General features: G+C 36.5%; 20 protein-coding genes. 12 read left to right on the top strand and 8 right to left on the bottom strand.

Annotated features, from left to right (window positions below; translation table 11 throughout):
* Positions 1–162: 162 nt before the first annotated feature.
* The 6 genes from JST55_08175 to JST55_08200 all read left to right on the top strand — a co-directional run bounded on the left by JST55_08175 (position 163) and on the right by JST55_08200 (position 6479).
* A complete protein-coding gene (locus JST55_08175) occupies positions 163–1800 on the top strand; it encodes an ABC-F family ATP-binding cassette domain-containing protein (GenBank protein MBS1493472.1) in 1638 nt (545 codons plus the stop codon).
* 112 nt (positions 1801–1912) lie between these two features.
* Positions 1913–2374, top strand: coding sequence for a hypothetical protein (locus JST55_08180; GenBank protein MBS1493473.1), 462 nt, complete (start codon positions 1913–1915; stop codon positions 2372–2374).
* Position 2375: 1 nt separating this feature from the next.
* Complete coding sequence (locus JST55_08185; protein ID MBS1493474.1) at positions 2376–4076, top strand: zinc-dependent metalloprotease; 1701 nt, start codon at positions 2376–2378, stop codon at positions 4074–4076.
* 13 nt (positions 4077–4089) lie between these two features.
* On the top strand, positions 4090–4539 hold the full coding sequence (locus JST55_08190; protein MBS1493475.1) for a hypothetical protein: 450 nt from the start codon (positions 4090–4092) through the stop codon (positions 4537–4539).
* 245 nt (positions 4540–4784) lie between these two features.
* On the top strand, positions 4785–5237 hold the full coding sequence (locus JST55_08195) for a Rieske 2Fe-2S domain-containing protein (GenBank protein MBS1493476.1): 453 nt from the start codon (positions 4785–4787) through the stop codon (positions 5235–5237).
* A gap of 96 nt (positions 5238–5333) precedes the next feature.
* Positions 5334–6479 (top strand): hypothetical protein, encoded by a 1146-nt coding sequence (locus tag JST55_08200; protein MBS1493477.1) that lies wholly within the window; start codon positions 5334–5336, stop codon positions 6477–6479.
* A 374-nt stretch (positions 6480–6853) separates the two neighbouring features.
* Here JST55_08200 and JST55_08205 read toward each other — a convergent pair whose 3' ends face one another.
* Positions 6854–7108 carry a hypothetical protein gene (locus JST55_08205; protein MBS1493478.1) on the bottom strand — a complete coding sequence of 85 codons (255 nt, stop codon included), beginning with the start codon at positions 7106–7108 and terminating at the stop codon, positions 6854–6856.
* 62 nt (positions 7109–7170) lie between these two features.
* On the opposite strand from JST55_08205, the gene JST55_08210 reads away from it, so the two are divergent.
* Positions 7171–7686, top strand: coding sequence for a hypothetical protein (locus JST55_08210; GenBank protein ID MBS1493479.1), 516 nt, complete (start codon positions 7171–7173; stop codon positions 7684–7686).
* Between the two features lie 84 nt (positions 7687–7770).
* On the opposite strand, the gene JST55_08215 is transcribed toward JST55_08210, so the two are convergent.
* The 3 genes from JST55_08215 to JST55_08225 form a co-directional block, all read right to left on the bottom strand.
* Positions 7771–8190: a cytochrome c gene (locus JST55_08215; GenBank protein MBS1493480.1), complete on the bottom strand. Its 420-nt coding sequence runs from the start codon at positions 8188–8190 to the stop codon at positions 7771–7773.
* Positions 8191–8210: 20 nt separating this feature from the next.
* Positions 8211–8921 (bottom strand): iron-sulfur cluster repair di-iron protein, encoded by a 711-nt coding sequence (gene ric / locus JST55_08220; protein ID MBS1493481.1) that lies wholly within the window; start codon positions 8919–8921, stop codon positions 8211–8213.
* 112 nt (positions 8922–9033) lie between these two features.
* Positions 9034–9693 (bottom strand): RNA polymerase sigma factor, encoded by a 660-nt coding sequence (locus JST55_08225; GenBank protein MBS1493482.1) that lies wholly within the window; start codon positions 9691–9693, stop codon positions 9034–9036.
* A 136-nt stretch (positions 9694–9829) separates the two neighbouring features.
* Between JST55_08225 and JST55_08230 the strand changes: the two genes are divergently transcribed.
* On the top strand, positions 9830–10219 hold the full coding sequence (locus JST55_08230; protein MBS1493483.1) for a hypothetical protein: 390 nt from the start codon (positions 9830–9832) through the stop codon (positions 10217–10219).
* Positions 10220–10242: 23 nt separating this feature from the next.
* Here JST55_08230 and JST55_08235 read toward each other — a convergent pair whose 3' ends face one another.
* The 3 genes from JST55_08235 to JST55_08245 form a co-directional block, all read right to left on the bottom strand.
* Complete coding sequence (locus JST55_08235; GenBank protein ID MBS1493484.1) at positions 10243–10941, bottom strand: Crp/Fnr family transcriptional regulator; 699 nt, start codon at positions 10939–10941, stop codon at positions 10243–10245.
* Positions 10934–11194, bottom strand: coding sequence for a SemiSWEET transporter (locus tag JST55_08240; protein ID MBS1493485.1), 261 nt, complete (start codon positions 11192–11194; stop codon positions 10934–10936). Before JST55_08240 ends, JST55_08235 begins: the two co-directional genes overlap by 8 nt.
* A gap of 237 nt (positions 11195–11431) precedes the next feature.
* The gene (locus JST55_08245) at positions 11432–12799 is read right to left on the bottom strand and encodes a glycine--tRNA ligase (GenBank protein ID MBS1493486.1); all 1368 of its coding nucleotides are present in this window, start codon (positions 12797–12799) and stop codon (positions 11432–11434) included.
* A 165-nt stretch (positions 12800–12964) separates the two neighbouring features.
* On the opposite strand from JST55_08245, the gene JST55_08250 reads away from it, so the two are divergent.
* From JST55_08250 to JST55_08260, 3 genes are all read left to right on the top strand, one after another.
* On the top strand, positions 12965–13660 hold the full coding sequence (locus JST55_08250) for an AraC family transcriptional regulator (protein MBS1493487.1): 696 nt from the start codon (positions 12965–12967) through the stop codon (positions 13658–13660).
* Positions 13661–13839: 179 nt separating this feature from the next.
* Positions 13840–15114 (top strand): aspartyl protease family protein, encoded by a 1275-nt coding sequence (locus JST55_08255; protein MBS1493488.1) that lies wholly within the window; start codon positions 13840–13842, stop codon positions 15112–15114.
* Positions 15115–15242: 128 nt separating this feature from the next.
* On the top strand, positions 15243–17300 hold the full coding sequence (locus tag JST55_08260; protein MBS1493489.1) for a VWA domain-containing protein: 2058 nt from the start codon (positions 15243–15245) through the stop codon (positions 17298–17300).
* A 110-nt stretch (positions 17301–17410) separates the two neighbouring features.
* On the opposite strand, the gene JST55_08265 is transcribed toward JST55_08260, so the two are convergent.
* Entirely contained in the window at positions 17411–18058 is a 648-nt protein-coding gene (locus JST55_08265) for a hypothetical protein (protein ID MBS1493490.1), read from the bottom strand.
* A 121-nt stretch (positions 18059–18179) separates the two neighbouring features.
* Here JST55_08265 and mtaB point away from each other — a divergent pair, with 121 nt between their 5' ends.
* Positions 18180–19532 (top strand): tRNA (N(6)-L-threonylcarbamoyladenosine(37)-C(2))-methylthiotransferase MtaB, encoded by a 1353-nt coding sequence (gene mtaB, locus JST55_08270; GenBank protein ID MBS1493491.1) that lies wholly within the window; start codon positions 18180–18182, stop codon positions 19530–19532.
* Positions 19533–19534 lie beyond the last annotated feature (2 nt).

Below are 19534 nucleotides of genomic sequence, written 5' to 3' on the forward strand. Positions count from 1 at the left end.
CATTTCAAGAATTAAATCACTTTGGTGAAATAATTTAATCTCACATTCAATTCTTATTCCCTTTCACAGGGAAACTCTATACACTTTTTAAAAAATTTAATTTTTGAAAATTGTTTTCTTTTTGCTTTTTATAAAAGAGAAAACCGTTTTCTATTCTACCATATGCATATTAAATTAAATAATATTTCGTATTCCTATGCGAATAACGAACCCTTGTTTACATATATAAGTTTTGCAGTCTCTTATAATAAAACAGCTTTGATTGGAGACAACGGAACGGGAAAATCCACTCTGCTAAAAATTATCTCTGGAGAAATAATTCCCAATGAAGGCAGCGTTATAAGCGAAGGCAGTATTGTAATGTTACCGCAGGATTTTTCTATTTATAATAACCAAACTGTTGCGGAAGTTCTTTCTATTAAAGAAAAATTATCTTCACTTGAAAATATCTTAGTGGGAAACTCAACCCAATTTGATTATGAAATATTAAACGAGGAATGGGATTTGCCCGAAAGAATAAAAGATATTTTCTGTGAAGCAAAACTTGAAGAAATAAATCTTGAAAGAAGATTTGATACTTTAAGCGGCGGCGAAAAGTCGCGCCTGCTTTTCGCTTCACTTCTGTTAAACAAGCCTGACTTTGCTTTGCTTGATGAACCGACAAATCATTTAGATACTGATTCAAGAAATATATTATACTCACTTATAAAAAATTATAGACGGGGACTGCTTATAGTCAGCCACGACAGAGAGCTTTTAAATCTTATGGATGAAATTAATGAGCTTTCACCGAAGGGAATGAAAACTTACGGAGGAAATTATGATTTCTATAAAGAACAGAAGCAAATTGAGAGAGAAGCAGCGCTGAACACTTTTGAGGCTTTAAATCAGCAGCATAAAAAATCAATAAAGGAAAAAAATGCAGCGCTCGAAAAGCAGGCAAAGAGAGCTGCAGCGGGAAAGAAAAAAATGAAAACCGGCGGCATTCCAAAAATTGCGAAAAATTATCTGCAGGATAATTCAATGAAAACTCTTACGAGGTTAAAAGATTCTCACTCTGAAAAAATTGAAACAATAAACTCCAAGCTCATCGCTGCAAAAGAAAAACTTGAAAACTCAAACTCATTAATGATTGATTTGAATTCATCTGAAATCCCTTCGCAAAAAATGATACTGGAAGTTAAAGATTTGAATTTTAAATTCGGCGATTCTGAAAATTTTCTCTGGAAGGAAAATATAAACTTCTCTATATCGGGCTCTGAAAGATGGAGCATTGCAGGGATAAACGGCTGCGGTAAATCAGTTCTTTTGCAATTAATATTGGGGAAGTTTCATACTTCAGAAGGAGAAATAAAACTCCACTCCAAAAACACAGTATTTCTTGACCAGAATGTAGAAATACTTGATAGCGAACTCTCCGTTTATGAAAATTTAAAAAATTATTCAGATAAATTTTCTGAGGAAAAAATTCCCGAGCACGAACTAAGAATCCGTCTCGCAAGATTTTTGTTCAGAGGTGAAGATGCTTTTAAAAAGGTAAAAGTGTTAAGCGGAGGGGAGAAAATAAGGGCAGGACTTGCATGTATAATGGCGAGCGGAACCATGCCGGAGCTGCTTATTCTTGATGAGCCATCCAATAATCTGGATTTAAAAAGTCTGGAAGAATTAACCGGAACTTTAAATAGTTATAAGGGAGCTTTATTGGTAGTTTCGCATGATAAACGGTTCTTAAACGAGATACAAATTGAGAAACAACTGGTCATTTCGCGAACTGAAAAACACAAACAGATATTTTATTAAAAGTTAGATTTTTAGGGAACTTTATGCGATTTATGCCTTATAAACACTATCTGTAAACAATTGATATTTGTTGTTAAGATTTATAATTTACCTTTAACTTTAAACACAACACATGAAATCTAAATACTTTCTTCGTATTTTCAATTCTCTGATTTGTCTCGCATTACTATCGTTATCTTTCATGGCAGCTAACTGTAATGACATCCTTAATGCATTGGGCTCGGATGATGTTACGGGCTCCTGGCTATTAACTGACCAATCCGGCTCTCAATATGATATCTGCAATAATGAAACTGTGGTTTTTTCTTCGACTACAGCAACGTTGACTTGTCCCAGCTCAACACCTGTAACAAGGTCATATACTACAGCTAATGGAGTTTTAACATACACGGATACAGGTATAAGTTATAACTATAGTGTTTCAAGCTCAACAGGTTCTACTTTGCTGACAATGACTAACAGCAATCTGCACAGGACCCTGCAATACACTAAGCAGGCTGCTGACAATAAAAGCGCAGGTATGCAGCAAAAAAATGACAAACAAAATTTTACAAATTCATCTGAATTAAAATAATATGAAAAAAATTTTACGGGTTCTCCCTATAATAATTCTTTTAGTATCTGTGGGGGTTTTTACAGGGCTGACGGAATTCAGCAAAGAAAGTAAGACTATAGATACTTTTAGCAATCCTGCAAGAACGGGTACTTTAATTGCTAATAACCAAAACCACATAAACTTTAAAACAGTCAGTTTATTCGGGAGCACGGCAAACAGAAACAGTTCAAATGACTTTGCAAAAAAATCGATATCTTTAATGCTCGATAAAAATGTATTACATAGTCTTCTTGCATCAAATGAAAAATCAATTTCATTCATAATTCCTACAGGCGATGCGCTTCCGTTAGAGCTGCAGCTTGTTGAACAGAAAATCTTTTCAGATGGTATTTCATTCTATGAAAAAAACGGTACAGGTGAAAGAAAAGTTGAAGTTTCGACAGGAAAATCTTATTCAGGGATTATAAAAGGAAAAGAACACTCAATTGCCTCGATAAGTATTTTTAATGATTTCGTAATGGGAGTAATCTGCGATGAGACCGGAAATTATGTGCTTGGCTCAGTAAAAGAAAACAACAGCTATACTGATAACTATATCCTTTATAACGATAATGATTTAAAAGTATTAAATAAATTTAAATGCGGAGTAGAAGGTAACGAAGAAAAATATACACGTCATACTTCAAACAATACAACGGGAGAAACTCCATCCAATTTTGACGGAACACGCGCTCCCGCAAGAATTTATTTTGAAGCGGATTACAGAATGTTTTTAGATAACGGTTCAAACTCAACCACTCTTATTAATTTCATACAGGGAATGTTCGCATCTGTACAGACTATTTATAATAATGAACTTATTCCGCTTCAGATTTCCCAGGTAAAATGGTGGATACAATCAGACCCCTATGCTAATATGACTGATATGCAGACCATTCTGACAACATTCGGTTCTAACTCTCGGGATAATTTTTCCGGAAGCCTTGCACAGCTTTTAACAACAAGAGATGTCGGCGGCGGTATTGCATGGATAAATGTTTTATGCCAGCAATATGTCCAGTCAGAGCAGTTCGGCAGGTTTTCTTTTTGCGCAATTGAAAATGATTATAATAATTACCCAACATACTCATGGACAGTAAATGTTGTAGCTCACGAGCTCGGACATAATTTTGGTTCAATGCATACACAGGCATGCGTATGGCCTATTAATTCTTTTGCTTTAGGTGCAATTGATTCATGTTATCAGTCAGAGGGTGGTTGTTATTCAGGTACTCGACCGAATTATAACGGAACTATAATGAGTTATTGCCATCTTAACGGTGCTATAAGGCTGGCATTAGGTTTTGGTCCTTTGCCGGGAGATACCATAAGGTTAGGGTATGCTCTTGCAAGCTGTCTCAACGGCATTGTGAACTCATCTGAACGCCCGGTAACATTCGGATTAAAACAAAATTTTCCTAATCCGTTTAACCCGACTACAACAATAACTTTTTTAGTTCCTGAAGATGCCATTGTATCTTTGAAGGTTTATGATATTTCCGGAAAAGAAGTGGCAGTGCTTGTTAATAATAGCAGCTATGCAACAGGTTTCCACAATGTAAATTTCAATACATCAATTTATAATCTGCCTTCGGGTCCGTATTTCTACAAAATGACAGCATCACCATTAAGCGGCGGGAATACTTTTACTCAGGTAAAGAAAATGGTTTTAATAAAATAATCTCTCTAAAATTATGAAATTTTCAAAATTTTTCTTTGTGTTTTTTATTGCTCTGGCATTTTTAAGCGGCTGCACTTCATCAGGAAGCTCAGATAATCAGATAGAACTGGGTGATTATGCCTTTACAATGTTCGGAACAGGCGGAACAAAGGTTGCGGAAGGTACAATGACAGTAAAAAACATCACAGTGAAAGATGTAAATTTGCCTTCTATAAGCGGCACATATACTGTAGATAAATGGTACGTCGAAGAATTTCCGGGCAAGTCAACAATGGGCGGAGACTTCTCGGGAAATATGGATTATACAAAAGGTAAAATTTTTGTAAATACAAATCCAAGAATTGCAGATGCAAATGTATTTTTTAATGCAAGCATTTACAGTTCATTTTATCAAGGCGAGTGGAACTACTCAACATTCAGAGGTCCCACAGCAAGAGGTGAACTGATAATTAAAAAGAAATAAATACAATTTCTCCCCCTCCTTTATAAGGAGGGGGCAGGGGGAGGTAAAAGTGGATTTGAAATTTTTGTGACTCCTTTGCTTTAACCCCTTCCTATCCCTCCCCTTAATAAGGGGAGGGGAAACGTGTTGTTTTTAGACAGATTCTGACCAACAACACTGCAACTTGAATTCAATTTTATTATTTTTAAATCACTAAATACAAACAAAGAAGTTTATCACTATTATTTATTAATCTAAAAACAAAAATGGAGAACGAGAAAAAAACATGTGACACCTCCAGGAGGGATTTTTTAAAAAAATCTTTTACGGGAGTTATTCTCGGCACTATGGCTGCAAGCTGCATCAATGTAGATAAGCTTCTGGCTGCTGCCGATACTTACGAAGTTGCCTCAGGCGGAGCGCCAAAGACGTTCAGCTTATCCGATTACCCTGATCTCGGAAGCAAAGGCGGCTATGCAATGGTAACAAGTAAAGTCATAGTTATAAACAAAGGCAATAATAAATTTACTGCGCTGGATATGACATGCACTCACAAAAAACAGCAGGTAGAGTTCGATGGTACTAAATTCACTTGTCCCGGACATGGTTCCGAGTTTGACAAGAGCGGAAAAGTTACCGAAGGACCTGCTACAAAAAATCTTAAAAGCTATAAGGTTGATTACAGTGCCGATAACAATTCCATAACGGTAAATATGTAAACTGATTTCGCACCCGAAACGAAGTCACACCTTTGAAAATATCGAATATATTCCTCGTCCCCGTCCTTTTATTTTAATAAATAACTATTACTATATATGAAAAAACCCTTACTTTTTTTCTTCACATCTGTATTACTATGTTCAGTTTTATTTTCACCTCTTAAAAGTTTTTCTTACCCGCGCTTTGCCGCTTACACAGGCGATAAGTGCGGTGACTGCCACGTCAATCCATCGGGGGCTTCGATGAGAACGGAATGGGGCACTAAGTATGGTCAGCAGAATCTTGAAATGGATATGTTCAAGAAGCTCTCCGCTAAAATGGAATTTTCTCCAAAACTGAGCAAAAGCATCTCAGTGGGCGGCGATGTGAGAATTGCTCACAGCGATAATCAGGTAAAGACTTCAACTGCTGCAAATAAATTTCTTGCAATGGAAGGAAACATTTACATCAATGCAAAGCTTAATGAAAAGCTGAGCGTGTTTGTTTCGTCAGGATTGCAAAGCTCTGAAGCTCCTGTTAAGAATGAATTCTACGGTTTGCTTTCAAACATCAGTCCTGCAAAAATTTATTTTCAGGCAGGGAAATTTTCTCCGTCGTTCGGAATAAGAATTCCTGACCACAGAGCATATCAGAGATTATATTTACTCAATACTCCCTACGATGCAGATGCAGGATTGCTGCTTGGTATTTCTCCGGGAGATTTTAATATGAACGTTGCAGTCTTTAACGGACTCAGCATAGATTTCTTCGATACAGATTTAAATAAAATGTTTGTCGCTTCGGCTGATTATACTTTTCACTTTGCCGAAGATCTGGTTCACGTAAATCTTGGAACATCTTTTTATAATAATCCTTTCAGAAAAGCTGACCAGTTTGGCGATATGATGGATGCAAACCAGAAATCGTTTAACGGATTTACAAAGATCGGTTTGTTCGATAGAGTTGCGATACTTGGTGAAGTTGACTTCATTGAAAATCAGGAGACGAATGTTTTCAAGCGTGGTATGTATAATTTCGGAGAGTTAAGCGTTCGCTTAGTAAGAGGCGTAGAGCTCCGCGGTCAGTACGAAATGCGCGACCCGAACAGAGATGTTGTTGATGATGAGATTAGCAGAATAAGCGCCGGCTTTGCATTGTTCCCAATGCCGGGAATGGAAATGGAAGGCATGTACCGCTTCGTAACCGAAACACCATCAGTTGATAACAACGAGTATCAGATGATGTTTCATTTTTATTTTTGATTTTGCCATAATGTTCCTCCCCTTACCAAGGGGAGGTTAGGTGGGGTTTAACGTATAATTTGTTTTCACATTCAACATTAAACCACCCCTAGCCCCTTCTTGGTAAGGAGGGGAACATGATTACTTTAATCTCTCGTTCCGATGCTCCAGCTTCGGAACGCAAATTTCTATGAAACAATTTTGACCTGATCCCGCTATAGCGGGACCAGGTCTTTTTGTTATACATTGAAATGTTTACGTGATTCTTCCCCCTCCTTTATAAGGAGGAGGATAGGGGGAGGTAAAAAGGAAACCAATCATTGAAAACAACAAAACGGGATCCAATCATAAATAATTTGACCTGTCAGGATTAAAAACCTGACAGGTCTTTTTGTTCACTCCAACTCTACAACATAACTCTTATCCGGCAGGACATCGGGATTATTCTCTTCGTGATTCAGCACATGTGTATTCTGCACAACGTTATCCACCTGCCTTACTTCCTTCACCGTGTACTTCCAGTCGGAGGTTCGTGTTAAATAAAAATCTTTTGTAAGCCGCGCGCCTTCGCGTGCAAGCTCGTTGCTGATTTTTGAAATTATTTTTTTTCCGTTTTTCCAAAACTCTATACGGTATTTTTGTTTTTCCATTTTATAAAATATTATTTATCTTTTCACGGAACATAACCAAGAATTAAAGGTATATCCTATATATGAAACTTAAAACTCTCTTCCTTCTCTTAGCAACATTTTTTATCTCAATAAACTTACACGCTCAGGATAATCCCCCTAAGCCTCTTGATATTTCTTTTCTGAATTTGATCGAAGGCACATGGACGGGCCAATCCGACATGATGGGCGCTAAAATGAATGAAGAAGTTGTTTTCCGTATGGATATGAACAAACAATTTCTCATCATAAACCTATCGGCAGTCTCCGATGATAAAGCGCATACTTATACAGGGCTCGGTGTTTACGGATGTGATGCACAGAACAATGTAACTTCATGGTGGTTTGATGACTGGGGAGTCGCAAGTGTATCCACAGGCACAGGAAAAATTGATGCGATGACTTTAACCCTGCAATCTAAAAATGCTACAGGCACAAGCAGCAGAAGTATGGAGCTGACCGGAGGGAAACTTGTAATGAAATGGACGGCTAACTGGAAGGATGCAAACGGAAAAGACCAGACTATGAGCAGTGAAACGACTTATACGAAGAAGCAATAGTTGCCGGATGTCAGTTGCCGGTTCTCAGTAACAGCTTAGATACCGATAACCGACAACTAGCAACTAGCAACTGACAACTGAGAACTACTTATCATAACTTCTGAAATACTCCAGCAATGCGCGGGCTTCATCCTGTGATAAGTTCTGCAAAGGCATCTGCATTCCGTATTTCTGCATCAGGTCTTCGGCAGTTGCATTACTCTTAGTCATTTCTACAGGATTCAAAATCATATTCATTATATATTCAGGTTTTCTTCTCTTCGTTACTCCCTGCATCAGCGGACCCACTTTGCATTGATTCATCATATGGCACATGCTGCACTTTGCATCAAATATTTCTTTGCCATGAGTCACAAGTCTTTCATCAATTGTACTGCTTAGTTTTAATTCTTTCACGGGACCTACGCCGAGCTCCTGCAGTTTGGAATTTCTTACCGTTAAAAATCCTGCAAGTGATATTATCGATACCGCTGCTATTATTATTAATGTTTTTCTGTTCTTCATTTTAATATATATAGTAAAAATTAATTTCTGATTCCGCTTTCTATTTCAATTGCCTTTGGGAAGAGGATGTTGTTTTCAAGGTGAATATGGATTTTCAAATCCTTGTAAAACTCATCCAGCTCGTTGAACGTTACTCTGAATGTAGTGCATGCATTTTCAGGCGGAGTGAAGTTGTTGGTAATCTGTTTCAGTATCTCAATATCTCCGCCTGCTTCTTCGTGCTCTCTTATCAATACGCTTATGGGTGTTTCTACATTTCCGAAAGGAGGAAACGAAACGCTATTGTATGTTTTATCCATGCTTGAAATATATGGAAACAAAACTCTCTCTTCTTTTTCCATGTGAGATAAAAGCTCTTCCCGGATTTTTCCAAACACTTCTTTTAGCTGAGGCAGATAATCAAACCTGTCTCCGTGAGCGTTAACAACTTTATCTATATGCTGTGATATTACAGGGAAAACTCTTCTTAAATAATCGTGATGATTTACTTTTATGTACTCGCATAAAAATGACATCGGCCAGAAATTGAATTTATCGCTTACGTATTCGTTTTCAACCTTGGCAAGTTCATTAGTGATTTCCTCTGCATTCAGTCCTTTTTCAGTGCAGATGTTTGAAAACAATTTCTTTCCTCCGCAGCAGTAATCAAGATTATATTTTTCAAGGACTCTTATTGCCCTGAAGTTGTTCTTTACAATTTCTCCGAGTGATGTTTCAGGTGTGATGTTCATTTTATTTTATTGTTTGGTTTTCTTTAGTTACAATAAAATTAAATGAATCGGATTTGAGAGGCATTGACTTAAGTCAAAGGGAAAACTATAAGCAGGAATAGTTATGAATCTGTCATATCCTGCTAAGCACATTAGATACAATTCTATCACAGCGGGAGCCGAGAAAACTGAACACTTCATTTTCTTTGTAAACATTGATAAGGTTTTTTCTCAGAATTTCTTTTGCCCTGTTCAGCCGTACTTTCACGTTTCCTTCGGTCAGTTTCAGGCATTCACTTGTTTCAGCAATACTCATTTTTTCAATCTCTCTCATTACAAAAACAGTTCTGTATTTCAGAGGAAGATTATCTATAACTTTCTCAAGCGCTTCCTTAAGCTCGTTGTTGGAGGCTTTCTCTTCGGGATTCATATCCTTAGATATCAGCGAGAGCATTCTGCTCTCATCCTCTCCGGCTGAGCTGTATAAATTTGATTTTTTATTTTTAATATTTCTTGCCATGGATTCGTTAATTACTATTCTTGTAAGCCACGTCGGGAATGCCGAGCGATGTTCAAACTTTTGCAGATTTTCGTATGCCTTTATATATGATGCCTGCAATACATCCTGCACTTCGTCATCATCATTAATAAACGACCTGCCTATTCTGAAGAGCCTCTGATTATACCTGCGCATTATAATTTCATAGGCATTCTTATTGCCGCTTAAAATTTCTTTTATCACTTCCTCATCAGTTATATCTGACGCAGCATTTTTTTGTTTAATGTTTTCCACTTTGTTTTTTGGTCCTCGGCTTTCCATTTTAGATAAGCCAGCGCTTAAAAGGTTACAAAAAAAATTCTGTATCCTTTTTGTGACTTCTTTATCTAACGGAGTAATAAGTAAATAAAGAAAATTAAAGAAAATAAAAATGAACAACACAGAGCAAAAACTCAAACCTGTTTACTCACTGCTTAAAGCAGTTTTTATTATTGTTCCTATAGTCGCAGGGCTGGATAAATTCACAAATATTTTAACTAACTGGGAGATGTATCTAAATCCCATGCTTGCCGGCATTCTGCCCTTCAGCGCAAAAATTTTTATGATGATAGTCGGATTAATTGAAATCACTGCGGGATTTATCGTAATGGCAAAGCCAAAAATCGGTTCAGTTATTGTTTCCGCGTGGCTGGTATGCATTGCGCTCTCACTGCTTGCAGGCGGGCATTTCCTTGATGTTGCAGTAAGGGATTTAGTAATGGCAGTAAGTGCGTTTACTTTGTTTAAGCTTACTTCAATATTGGAAAGCAGCGGGAAATAAAAAGAAGATAGTAAGTAGTGAAATCACTCCGCCATCTTCTTCAGCTTCTCTATATTCTTTATAGTAAAAGATTTTCCGGAGACTTCAACAAGATTTTCATCCTGAAGCTTCTTTAATGTGCGGGATAGTGTTTCGGGAATTGTGCCGAGCAGTGATGCCATATCGTAACGGCTGATATCGACTTCAAAACTTTCTTTGCCGGTCTTTTTGTGTTCGGCTAATAGAAATCCTGCAACACGCTTAACAACATCCTTTAAGGTAAGATTTTCAATCTGAAAATTCAGCTGTCTGTTCTTCTTCGCAAGACTGGCAAGCATCTTCAGACATATACTTATATCGTTTTTAAAAAACTGATAGAGGCGTTCGGCGGGTATATAAAGTATTTCGGTGAAATCTTCCATTACCATTGCATTTGCAGGGTATGTGTATTCCCGGGTATCATCAGTAAATTTTTCAAACATCGGAACTTCTGCGAATGAATTAAAAGGATAAATGAGGTGAAGAATTTGCTCGCGTCCCTCTTTTGAGACCTTATAAATTTTCACTGCGCCTTCCAGAACAACATAGGGTCCGCCATACATTTCAGATTCAAAAAAAATTATATCTCCCTTGCCGAATTTTTTTTTGCTGACGAACGATTTTATTTTTTCGAGGTCGTCATCGTTCATTTCTGTGAAAAGAAATATTTTTTTCAGAACAGAGTTATCAACTGATTTACCCATAGCGGAGCTTCATTATTAGGTTGATGGTTGCGAAGATTGTTCCGATACCGTTAGCAAAGACAAGCGGCATATCGGCGATGATGATTCCGTAAACAAGCCAGAGAATGATTCCTACTTCCATCATTACAATCATTGGCAGCGAAAGGTCTTTTGTGTGCTTGGTTTTTATAGCGCGAAGCCCCTGCGGAAGCAGGGCGAACGTTGTAAAAAATGCGGCTACAAAGCCGAGTATGGTTATGAAGGTATGGTCCAAAAGATTATGAAAAATTTATCTGCTGAAAAAATATTTCCCTATTAGTACTAATAAGCAGCAGAGCATTTACTTTTTAATACAGTATTACTAAGTTTGTGAGCTTTTATCTTTTGATAAAGTTGTAGGAATTGCTGCGTTCATTAAAGTAAAAACGCAAAGTTTGATTAAGAAATTCCAATCTTGATAAAACAATATTATAGGGCGAAACTTACGAGGGGGCGTAAGTTTCGCTATAAGTTAAATCAATACTTTATTGATTAAATAATTTCTTATCTGGTCAATTGGAATTCTGATTTGCTCCATAGAATCCCGTTCACGAATCGTAACAGTGTTGTTCTCCAATGATTCAGTATCAACAGTGATACAGAATGGAGTTCCGTTCTCATCCTGCCTTCTGTAGCGTCTTCCGACTGCACCGGATTCATCATAGAACACATTGAAATTCTTTCGTAACTCAGCTGTTATTTTATGAGCAAGCTCAGGCATTCCGTCGCGATTTACCAATGGAAAAATCGCAGCTTTAATCGGAGCCAGTGCCGGATGCAGATGAAGAACAACTCTTGTTTCCGAGCTCGTCGTTCCGTCAGAGTTTTCTTTCTTCAGTTCCTGCTCTTCGTAGGCATCAACAAGAAAAGCCATAAAGCTTCTTGATGCGCCTGCTGAAGTTTCGATTACATATGGAATAAATCTCTCTTTAGTCTGGTCATCGTAGTACTCCATTTTTTTACCGGAGAATTCTGTATGACGCTTGAGGTCGAAGTCAGTTCTGTTGTGAATGCCTTCAATCTCTCCCCAGCCGAACGGGAATTCATATTCAATATCGGCAGCAGCTTTTGCATAGTGAGCAAGTTTATCGGGAGATAAAAATTTCATCTTCTCTTTTTTCAATCCGTACTTTATGAACCAGTTATAACGAAGTTCTTTCCAGTAATCGAACCATTTTTCATCTTCGCCCGGCTTAACAAAGAACTGCATTTCCATTTGTTCAAACTCGCGTGTGCGGAATAAAAAATTCTTTGTATTAATTTCGTTTCTGAAAGCTTTACCGACCTGGGCAATTCCGAAAGGAAGCTTCTGCCTTGCAGATTCTCTAACGTTAAGGAAGTTAAGGTAAATTCCCTGTGCAGTTTCAGGTCTTATATAAATTGCGTTTGAAGATTCTTCCAGAGGACCGATGAAGGTCTTGAACATCATATTAAAATTTCTTGCTTCGGTAAACTTTCCTTCTGCATGGCACTTGCTGGCTTTTCTTCCTTTATATCCTTTGTTGCCGCATTCAACGTCATCAAGCTGGTCAGCGCGGAAGCGTGCTTTGCATTCTTTGCAGTCAACAAGCGGGTCAGTGAAATTTTCAACGTGACCGGAAGCTTCCCATGTTTTTGGGTGCATAAGGATAGAAGCATCGAGACCTTCGACATCTTCGCGAAGAGTCATTTCTTTCCACCATGCTTCTTTAATATTGCGAAGCAGTTCAACGCCAAGCGGACCGTAATCGTAGCAGCCGTTCAGTCCCCCATAAATTTCCGAAGACTGGAAGACAAATCCTTTTCGTTTAGCCAACGAAACAATTTTCTCCATAACATCGTTTTTGGAATTATTAGCCATATGTATTATAAAATTGAGTTAATTTTAAATTTACCAAAAACGTTGTATATTAAATATGTAAAATTTTAATCTAAATTCTAATTTGATACTAATCTGTTAAACCGTTTAAAATTATATTATACAGAAACTAAGCCGCCGGGTGCACTGGTAAATTTCTTTTCGGAGATGGCTAAATTTGAGGTGAAGGAAAAAAAGAAACTGAATTTCCAGCTGCTGCTGGATTCCACATCTTCGCTGCTTATTATTTATAACGGGAAGACAAAAAAGCTCTCGGCAAAAATTGCCGGGTACAGAGATAAGAAGGTGAACCTGAATCTGCCCGAGAACTCTTATATCTTTCTGTTAAAATTTAAACCGGAGGTTTTCTATCTTTTAACTGAAGGAAAAATTGAAAAATACAAAAATAAACTAACCGGGTTTACGGACATAAAATTTTCAGATCCAGAAATTTATGATAATGAAATTATAAAAATTATTACTGATTACTTTGAACAAAGGTCGTTTAATTTTTCTTTAGTAAAAAATTATGTAATAGAAGCCATTGAGTTAATTAATGAAAGTAATGGTTCAGTAAAGACTGAAGAATTAGCAGTGAAGGCAGCGATAAGCGTAAGGCAGTTTCAAAGAGAGTTTAAAAAAGTCACGGGTTTTTCTCCCAAAGAGTTTTCATCCATAGTAAGAATAAACTCGTTAACGAGTGAGCTAATAAAAGAGAATGTTTCGCTAAGAGATATATTTTTTAATTTTGGATTTTATGACCAGGCGCATTTTAATAAGGAGTTTAAAAAAATTACCGGAGCAAATCCTTCCGTGTTCGAATCCCGCCAGAAGCTTATAAAGTATCTGAATTTATTGAAGTGAGGTTGTGAGATTTATGAAATTCAATTGAAGCTTCCGTTATTCACCTAATAATATAATTTCTTATACCTCCCCCTATCCCCCTCCTTATAAAGGAGGGGAAAGAAATGATATCTTGTCGCATTTTTACAATCAATCTTTCCATGCAGTTTATATCTTTGAATAAAAAAAAAGTTAACACAATGAAAGCTCTATTTATTTTTTTAATGTTAAATTTACCATTGATGGCACAAAACAGCGCATTCGATAAGCTGTATGATTTATACAGCAGCAAGAAATTTTTTAAATTCATCTCTCAGTTTAAAGAAACGGAAAACTCTCTCAATAAAAATGAAAAAGATATTTGTAATGTGTTTTATTATGCTCTGAAAAATAAACCGACAGAGTCCGAAAAATATTTTTTACCTGAGCTTATTGCAAATAAAGAAATTCATGATTCAGTTAAAAAAGATTTGTATTCCACAAGTGTTATAAATAATGTATGGCTGGGGAATTATAAAAAATCTGCCGAGTATTCAGAAATTCTTTTGAAAAACTACGCTGCGTATATAAAGCAAAAGGATAGGGAAGATTACGAAAACTCGCTTATAATCTGGAAAGCTTTGGGAAATCTGGGAAAACAGGAGGCCGTGAAAAAATCTGAGACTAATATTAAAATGAAAAAGGATATAGCGGGATTATATAATCTTCCTGTAGTTTATAATAATGATTCAATCGATTTTGTATTCGATACCGGAGCAAATTTTTCCACAATTACAGAAAGCTATGCTTCTAAACTAGATCTGGTAATAACTGAAGCTAAGATAAAAGTCGGTACGATAACTGAGAAAAAAGTTGATGCATCAATTGCATATTCAAAATCATTTTTTATGGGTAACATGGAAATAAAGAATACCGTATTTCTTGTTGTGCCTGATTCAATTTTATCGTTTGCAGGCGGCGCATACAAAATAAACGGAATACTGGGCTTCCCTGTAATGGAAGCCATGGGAGAGATGATACTTACAAGAGACGGTAACTTTAATGTGCCTCTTGATGTACCTGAATCTGATTTAAACAATCTTGTACTGGATTCATTTAATCCCGTTATTGAAGTTGATTACAAAAATAATCCGATGGCATTTACTTTTGATACAGGTGCAAAGAGTACCCTCTTATACTCTCCTTTTTTAAATGATTATGAAAAGGAAGTAACATCACAATATAAACTCGAGGACATAAAATTTTCGGGGGCTGGAGGTGAGACTAAAGTTTCAGGCTACATAATAAAAGATACAGAGCTCTCAGTAGGGAAAAGCAAAACGAGCATACCTAAACTTGATTTACTCTCAGTTCCTGTAAGAGATAAAGAAGAATTTTTTTATGGAAATCTTGGACAGGATTTTATTTCGAAGTTTGACAAAATGGTTCTGAATTTCAAATATATGTCAATTGATTTTCAGTCTCCCAATCCATAACAATTATCTTACTGAAAATGCATTATTCTGAAAGTTGGGTAGTGCATTAAAAATTGGATTTATTATATCAGTAATTTATCTTACAATTCGTTAAGAACTCATCATAAACCCTTACAGGAGGAAACGCTATGAGAAAGCAATTACTTCTCTCCTTTCTAACGATTCTTTGCTTTACTGCTTCGCAGGTATTTGCAAACGGAGTCGGCGTTGTAAACGCTTCAACCGGAATTTATTTAAAACTTACGGGCACAAAAATAAATACTTCCGTTGAAAGCCAGATCTCTACAACTGTAACTACTCAGACTTTTCAAAATTCATTAGGAGCAGATAAAATCGTCTCCTTTGCTTTTCCTTTGCCCGAAGGCGCAAGCGCGACAGGGTTAAGATGGAAAGTAAACGGCACCTGGTATCAGGCGCCCATTGCTCCCCGACCGCAGGATACGACATTGCCCGGCGGAACAATGAATGTAAATCTGAAAGCCTACCTGGGAAATACACCGATGTTTTTTGGAATTCCGCAGCAGGTAAAAAAAGATTCAACTCTACTTGTAGAACTTACTTATGTTCAGATGCTCGCTTATGATTTCGGAAGTGTTTATTACGATTATCCAAATGATTACCATTTAATACAAACCGCAACAATTGAATCACAGGAACTGACATTTAATCTTACATCACCAAGGACGATTGACAGTATAAGACTTGTAAGCACAAATCCTTTAACTCAGCTTTCAAATAATGGCAATAATGCAGTTGTTATCAGCAATCAGTATAACGCTGCTGCAACTGTAAATTATAAAATAAAATATTCGCTGAACTCAAGTCAGCTCGGGCTTTTTAGCTATTCTACGTTAATTCCAAACAGCCAGCTGCCTGATTCACTCGGAGGATTTTTTACTTTCATAGCAGAACCTAATCCGGGAAGTACATCGAGCATAATTAAAAAAGTATTCACACTGATTGTGGATAGGTCCGGTAGCATGAGCGGCACAAAAATTACTCAGGCAGTAAATGCAGCAAAGTTTATTGTTAATAATCTTAATCCCGGAGATAAGTTTAACATAGTAGATTTTGAAACAAATGTTTACAGCTTCAGAAGCCAGCATGTATTATATACTACTCAAACCCGTGACTCTGCTCTCACCTACGTAAATAATATTACTGCAGGTGGAAGCACAAATATATCGGGAGCATTTTCAACGGCAGTTCCGCAATTTGCCGCAGCAAATGACAGCACTGCTAATATTATAATATTTTTTACAGACGGACAGCCTACAGTGGGAATTACAGAAACAACGGCTTTGCTTAACCATGTTCACACCTTAATTACTTCAACCGAAACAAAAATATTCCTTTATTCTTTTGGAATAGGTACCGATGTAAATCAGCAGCTGCTTACATTGATGTCGTCACAAAACAATGGTTACTCTGAATTTTTATTAGACGGTGAACTGGAATCAAGAATCACGAATTTTTATTTAAGAATAAAAAATCCGGTATTATTAAGCCCGACGATAAGCTTTAACTCAGGCGGAATTACAAATGTTTGCCCGAATCCGTTACCGAATTTATACATCGGACAGCAGATGATAGTATCCGGAAGATATACAACAACAGGACCTGTAACGGTAACTCTTTCCGGCAGAGCATTTAATCAGCCGGTATCATATCAGTATACTTTTAACAGAGTTGATACGGCAGCTACAAGATATCAGTTTTTAACGAAGATATGGGCGAAGCAGAAAATTGATTATCTATTGATTCAATATTATGCTTTAACTCCGGGAACGCCGCAGGCACTTGCCATAAAGCAGCAGATAATAAATATAAGTATTGGTTACGGAGTAATAAGTCCGTTTACAAGTTTTGGTAATCCGACACATGTAAACAATGAGAATGAAAATGTAAATATTGCCGGAACTTATAAGCTGCTAGGAAATTATCCGAATCCGTTCAATCCGACGACTACAATTAAATTTATTGTAAACAAAAATATTACGGGAGTTTATTTCGTAAAAATTTATAATCAGATAGGTCAGCTTGTAGACATTATTCAATTTAATGTTAACGGCAAAGGAATTTACGAAACGAAATGGAATGCTGCAAAATTTTCATCAGGAATTTATTACTACAGAGTTGAACTCGAAGGTGAGGCATTAATAGGTAAGATGGTATTAATGAAGTAAGAAGTAAGAAGTAAGATGTAAGAAATAAATTAGTAGTTACCGGAAATGAAAAATGAAAAGCCGTGGGTTTTCCTCTCACGGCTTTTTTGTTTTATTTTTTTATATAAAAATTATTTAATGCAGTACATATAATTTGTAACGCGAACCATAATGCCGGCATTGCCTCCTGCCATATCGCTCCACTGGTCTCCTGCATTTCCAACGAAGTTATAACCCGCGCTCGCAAGTCTCTGGCGGATTGTGCTTTTGTATTCCTGTGCAGTTGAATTTTTAAATTCCTGCGGTCTTAGTATAAGTGAATCAATTTGCGTGTAACCTGATTTTTTCAGATTTCCGTAAGTATGTGTATAATTGAAATCGTTATTATCCCTTCCGGTAATAAAAAATATCTTGTAACCCCTTTCTACGAGAACATTATAAAGCTCCTGAACAGGTTTAACTGCCGGCGAGCTTTCCGTTGTTAATTGCTTATTATAGAGCTCGGAATTCCATATATAACCTGAAGCTCTGAATACATCAAAATTACTTAATGCAGTTTCATCCACATCTATAACAAATACATCATTTGGTTTTGCAGCTGTGTTTTTAAAATGTTCAATAACGGGAGCAATGATTCCCCTAAGTTCGGCATCGTATGCGCCTGAAGTGTAGTAAGATGATACAGCTGCTGAGTCATTCACAAAGAAAAAATTCTGCGAAAATGAGCGGTTTGCGACTAAAAACAGCGCTGCTGCAATAAGTATAATTCTGAATTTCATATGGTGATTTTTAATATAAATGAGATGTTAACAATATTATAAATCCTGCATAATAATGCAGTATTTTAATATATATAGATTTTTAACTTAAAAATCCCCCTAATAATCGGTAAATTACAGAATGTCAAAATCTGTTTCATTACATACGCTTGGATGCAAACTGAACTATAGCGAGACCTCAACAATTGCCAAACAATTTGAGGATAAAGGCTACAAAGTTACCGATTACGGAAATCCTTCCGATATTTTTGTGCTGAATACATGCTCAGTAACAGATAACGCCGATAAAGAATGCAGACAGATAATAAGAAGCGTGATAAGAAATAATCCTGATACTTATGTAATTGTAACAGGATGCTATGCGCAGCTTCAGCCCGGAGAAATTGCAAAGATGGAAGGCGTTGATTTAGTGCTCGGCGCAAATGAGAAGTTCAAGCTGTTTGATTACATGGATAATTTTGAAAAAGAGAATGTATCGTGCATAGACGGAATTGAAAATCACTCTAATGCAAAAGTTATAAGAAAAGAAGTTTATGAATTAGATGAGTTTGTTGAAGCGTTTTCTGCCGATACGGATTCAAGAACGAGAGCGTTCTTAAAAATTCAGGACGGATGTAATTATAAGTGTTCGTTTTGTACTATTCCGATGGCAAGAGGAAAATCACGCAGCCAAGATATTACAAAAGTAATTGAGAATGCTAAAAAGATAATAGATAGCGGATATAAAGAAATAATTCTTACCGGAGTAAATACAGGCGATTACGATTTCCAGTTAAAAGTATCTGAGGAAGAAGTTCTTAAATATAAATTGATAGATGTTTTATATGAACTGGATAAACTTGATATAAGCAGGATAAGAATAAGTTCTATTGAGCCGAATCTGCTGACAGATGAGATATTAGATTTGTATGCATCATCAAATAAATTTTGCAATCATTTTCATATTCCTTTGCAAAGCGGTGACTCAGAAATTCTTAAAGCAATGCGAAGAAGGTATAATGCAGACTTCTATGAAAATTTAATTTATAAGATTAACGATAAAATTAAAGACGTAGGTATAGGTGTGGATGTAATTGTCGGTTTCCCGGGTGAAACAGATGCACATTTTGATAACACTTATAAATTTTTAAATTCACTTCCGATAAGTTACCTGCACGTATTCAGTTATTCAGAGAGAAAAGATACGGTCGCAATTGAACTGCCTGATTCAGTCGATGTCAGAAAAAGAAAGTTCAGAAGCCAGGTATTGAGAAATTTATCCAATAAAAAGAAATTTGATTTTTATTCTAAGTACATAGGGACAGAGCAGGAAGTTTTATTTGAAACAGTTAAAGATGCGGGATGGATAGAAGGATATACAAGAAATTATATACGGGTTAAGACTCCGTTTACAGCAGGAGCAGAAAACTCCATAAGCAAAATAAAATTATTAACACCGGACTCTGTAAAACCGGTTGTATGTGAACTGATATAAAA

Source organism: Bacteroidota bacterium (assembly GCA_018266835.1).
In the GTDB taxonomy this organism is placed as follows: Bacteria; Bacteroidota; Ignavibacteria; order Tepidaquicellales; family Tepidaquicellaceae; genus JAFDZO01.